This is a genomic window from Catenulispora pinisilvae (assembly GCF_015356865.1).
Classification (GTDB): Bacteria; Actinomycetota; Actinomycetes; order Streptomycetales; family Catenulisporaceae; genus Catenulispora; species Catenulispora pinisilvae.
Genome location: NZ_JAAFZA010000457.1, coordinates 1 through 2,894, shown reverse-complemented (window position 1 = coordinate 2,894; position 2,894 = coordinate 1). Strand labels below are relative to the sequence as shown.

The following is a 2,894-nucleotide window of genomic DNA, read 5'->3' as shown; positions in this document are numbered from 1 at the left end:
CGCGACGGGCGGCCGCAGTGCCGAATCCGCTGGCTGTCACCGAAAAGCGCGATGACAGAACCCTACGAAACTACCGAAACCTCCTGCACAGGAGCCCAACCCAAAGCCAACGACGAACCGGACAGACGGTCGCTTTCCGCCCTCTCAAGACCGGCAGGCTCGAGTACGGCGTCATTTTGCCGCTGGACCCCGGCGAGATCGGTACGGCCATCGCCGCCGCCGCGCATCCGGCTCAACGCCTCGCGGTCGCCCTGGCCGCGGTCCACGCCGCCGGCCCCAAGGCCATCTGCGACCTGCAACTCGACGCCGTCGACCTGGGCAACCGGCGGCTGACCGTCGCCGGACACACCCGGCCGATCGACGATCTCACCTACGGCCTCCTTATCGAATGGCTCGACTACCGCCGGACGCAGTGGCCCCGCACCGGCAACCCCCACCTGCTGATCAACCGGGTCACAGCACTTGGGACGGGATCGGGCAGCCGCCTATGGCTCACCAAGTCATTCGTGGGCACAGGGGTCGGCCTGGAGCGGCTACGCGTCGACCGCCAACTCGACGAAGCCCTCACTTCGGGCCCCGACCCGCTCCACCTCGCCGAGATGTTCGGCATCGGCGACATCACCGCCATCCGCTACGCCTGGGCCGCACGACAGATCCTGGAAAGCCCGGCAGAGCGCACCACCGACCAGCAGTAACCCCGTCGCGAACACGCTGGTGGCGATGTAATGATCAGCGCATGCACCAATTCTGGCAGCACGACGACGACCTCTACGAGTTCCAGGTCATGTATTCGCTGCCCAACGACGCCTGGAGCCTGGAACTGACAAAGCTCGGCCCCAACGGCGCCATGCTCGCCGTCGCGCTTATCCCCGACGAGAACTTCACGCTCCCCGTCCGAGTGATCCTCGGCCAAGGCGAGCTTCCCCTGACTGTCCTTCGCCGCTTCATGGCGGAAGTCGACAGTGAAGAGCACCGCATCGGCCGAACCGTTCCCGACCTCCCCGACCTCGCGGTTATCCCCGAACCCACGGGTCCTTCCTCGCCTGCAGACCGCGACGAACCCTCGGGTTCCCGCTGAATGAGCTTCAGTTTCGGTGAACCCGCGGGCTTCGAACCGTTCCGTAGACATGACCACGGCGCAACGCGAAATCATCCACACCCAGCACCCGCGGCGTCACCGGCGCCGGATCGGGAAGCACCATGACCAGCGAGAGCAGCGTCACCCGACTGACCACCGCGTGCAGCACCACGAGCAGCCGCGCTCCGGCCCGTCCAGCCAGCGCCAGACCCACCGCCTGCAACACGCCCAACAACAGCGGCGTATACCGTCCGTAACGGATGGTCAGTCCGTCGACCTGCTCGACGAACGTCCGCCGGGAGCACAGGTCCGATTCGCAGAACAGGCGCCGGACCGACAAGTCGATGACGACCGGACGGCCACCGACGGCAGTGTCGGCGATGCGTCGTCGGTAACGGCTGTGAACGCGTCCTGATGAAGCATCGCAACTGGGACACGGCAGCACGACACCATCGCGGGTACGGGCACTGACCCGAACGGTCCCACCCACGACCTCGACGTGCTCCACCAGCACCGTCCCCAGGCACGGGAACACAACTTCCAGCAATTCGTCACACAGTGGAGACGATGGCACTTCGATGACGGAGTGTCACGGCTTCACGAAAATCTTGCCAGAACCGAGTTTCTGACCACCACAGCCTACGCCGAACGATTCGTACTGACCGCCCGGACCGAATGCACCGACCGCATGTTGATCTTCGGGCAACGCCACCTGCGGACCTTCCTTCACCGCTACGCGCGGCACTACAACACCGCCAGACCCCACCGGGCCTAGACCTTCGGGCTCCGGCCGACGAGCCGAACGTCATCCCGTTCCCCGCCGGCCGAATACGCCGCGAGCCCGTCCTCGGAGCACTCCTCAACGGGTACCACAGGGCCTCATGAACACCCTGCGAACCGGTTGCTGAACCGCCAGGTCAGCACGCGCGACCGGTTTTGGAACCCTACAGGGCCGAATCAGACGCCGAAGGTGACACTGGTCTTGGACGGGCTTGGCGGAGAAACACCTGAGGATGCCTTCCGCGCGGCGTTCCTGCGCGGCTCCGGTTTCATCCAAAGGAATGGACTGCAGGCTGTCGCGGACCCATCGAACGAGATGGGAACGGCCTGGGAGGTGACAGAGATCGCCAAGTCTGTGTATTTGCACAAGTTCGGCGACGACCCGGACGGTCGGGCCTGGAGCTCCTTCCGGTTCTATTTCCGAGGCCGGGACGTGACCGCTGATATGCTTAAGCACGAGCCGGACTGGATTCAGCTGCGAAAAGATGCGGGACTTCGTGTCCCACCTGGGATGTGAGAATATGGTGGCGTTCGAATCCGACCGATATTTCCAAGTGTGGAGCCTGGGCCATTCCCATGACGCCCTGATGTTGCGGAGCAATCCCAGCTGGGTGGACAACTCGACCACCCGGATCGAGATCTGCGCGTGGCATGTGGAAGCTCTTATGATCAAGCCGCGGATGCAGGGGCTGCGAATCGCCCGGGCGGCAGGGGACGAGCACGAGGCCGCCTGCCGAAGGTTCGGGATCGAAGCTGACGCCGGAAGTCTGTTCCTGCTGGAAACGCAGGGGTTCACGGGGTTTCTCGTATCGGGGATCCCGCAGTGGCGGGAGGCGGTACGAGAGCTGGGGGATCCGTCTCTGTTCGCGTTTCGGGTGCCGGACATCGAGCAGGACGAAGGGCGGACGGAAGAAACGGCTTCTGTGGTCACTGTCGCCAACATCGATTAACGTGTGCGTACTGAAAACGCATCCGTAGACGAACCTTATCGGCCATCAGCTTCGGTCACCATCCTGTCCTGGGCAGACGTTCGTGG

7 protein-coding genes are annotated in these 2,894 nt (G+C 64.2%); 5 read left to right on the top strand and 2 right to left on the bottom strand.

The features are described from left to right. The coding region (locus tag IZR01_RS48820) for a hypothetical protein (protein WP_228561434.1) at nt 1-695 on the top strand (695 nt) is incomplete at its 5' end. 41 nt (nt 696-736) lie between these two features. Next, nucleotides 737-1,078 carry a hypothetical protein gene (locus IZR01_RS48815; RefSeq protein ID WP_194927851.1) on the top strand — a complete coding sequence of 114 codons (342 nt, stop codon included), beginning with the start codon at nt 737-739 and terminating at the stop codon, nt 1,076-1,078. A 7-nt stretch (nt 1,079-1,085) separates the two neighbouring features. Here IZR01_RS48815 and IZR01_RS48810 read toward each other — a convergent pair whose 3' ends face one another. Continuing rightward, on the bottom strand, nt 1,086-1,586 hold the full coding sequence (locus tag IZR01_RS48810) for a transposase family protein (RefSeq protein ID WP_194927850.1): 501 nt from the start codon (nt 1,584-1,586) through the stop codon (nt 1,086-1,088). An 81-nt stretch (nt 1,587-1,667) separates the two neighbouring features. After that, on the bottom strand, nt 1,668-1,790 hold the full coding sequence (locus IZR01_RS54875) for a hypothetical protein (RefSeq protein WP_267255015.1): 123 nt from the start codon (nt 1,788-1,790) through the stop codon (nt 1,668-1,670). Here IZR01_RS54875 and IZR01_RS54870 point away from each other — a divergent pair. The 3 genes from IZR01_RS54870 (at nt 1,767) to IZR01_RS48795 (ending at nt 2,808) form a co-directional block, all read left to right on the top strand. Next, entirely contained in the window at nt 1,767-1,853 is an 87-nt protein-coding gene (locus IZR01_RS54870; RefSeq protein ID WP_438939732.1) for a hypothetical protein, read from the top strand. The two genes, IZR01_RS54875 and IZR01_RS54870, sit on opposite strands and share 24 nt — an antisense overlap. Before the next feature lie 207 nt (nt 1,854-2,060). Next, on the top strand, nt 2,061-2,375 hold the full coding sequence (locus IZR01_RS48800) for a hypothetical protein (RefSeq protein WP_194927849.1): 315 nt from the start codon (nt 2,061-2,063) through the stop codon (nt 2,373-2,375). A 4-nt stretch (nt 2,376-2,379) separates the two neighbouring features. Further along, on the top strand, nt 2,380-2,808 hold the full coding sequence (locus tag IZR01_RS48795; RefSeq protein WP_194927848.1) for a hypothetical protein: 429 nt from the start codon (nt 2,380-2,382) through the stop codon (nt 2,806-2,808). The last annotated feature ends 86 nt before the right edge of the window (nt 2,809-2,894 follow it).

Bases quoted from the DNA above. Each gene is read 5' to 3' on its own strand.
- IZR01_RS54870 (WP_438939732.1), top strand. From the start codon at position 1,767: ATGTTGATCTTCGGGCAACGCCACCTGCGGACCTTCCTTCACCGCTAC.
- IZR01_RS48795 (WP_194927848.1), top strand. From the start codon at position 2,380: ATGGTGGCGTTCGAATCCGACCGATATTTCCAAGTGTGGAGCCTGGGC.
- IZR01_RS48815 (WP_194927851.1), top strand. From the start codon at position 737: ATGCACCAATTCTGGCAGCACGACGACGACCTCTACGAGTTCCAGGTC.